Origin of the sequence: Pseudomonas sp. EA_65y_Pfl1_P113 (assembly GCF_963970525.1) — a bacterium.
GTDB classification, from domain to species: domain Bacteria; phylum Pseudomonadota; class Gammaproteobacteria; order Pseudomonadales; family Pseudomonadaceae; genus Aquipseudomonas; species Aquipseudomonas tritici.
The window spans coordinates 1-529 of sequence record NZ_CAXAQM010000349.1; the positions used below are offsets into that span (position 1 = coordinate 1).

1 pseudogene is annotated in these 529 nt (G+C 68.8%); it reads left to right on the forward strand.

Going from position 1 to position 529, the window contains the following annotated elements:
• Window positions 1-375, forward strand: a pseudogene (locus tag AACY52_RS29985) (F0F1 ATP synthase subunit alpha); the annotation flags it as partial.
• Window positions 376-529: the final 154 nt, after the last annotated feature.

The following is a 529-nucleotide window of genomic DNA, read 5'->3' on the forward strand; positions in this document are numbered from 1 at the left end:
CGGCTCGACTATGCCCAGTTCCTCGAACTCGAGATGTTCACCCGCTTCGGCGAGCAGCCAGAGCCGCGCGTGAAGGCCCAGATCGAGCGTGGGAGGCGGCTGCGCGCATTGCTCTCCCAGCCGCGCTTCCAGCCTCTGCGGGTCGTGGATCAGGTGGCGCTGGCAATCGCGCTCACGGAGGGCCTCCTGGATGCCCTGGCGATCCCCGACATCGCTGCGATCCGCGCGACGCTGCCGTCATGGCTCGATGCCAATGCCGCCGAGCTCATAGGGCAGGTCGAGGAAAAGGGGACAATGGATGCGACGTTGCGGGCCGCATTGTTGGCGGCCGTAAAGCGGATGATCGCCAGTTCCAGCGCTGGCGCCGCGACATGAGCGATCGTCTGGCCACTGTCGGGCGACGGATCGCCACGGTGCGGCAACTCGGTGCGGTGGTCAATGCGATGCGCGGCATCGCCGGCGCCCGTGCCCAGCAGGGCCGCGCGTTGTTGCCCGCGATCCGCGCCTATGCCGCGACGGCGGGCCATGC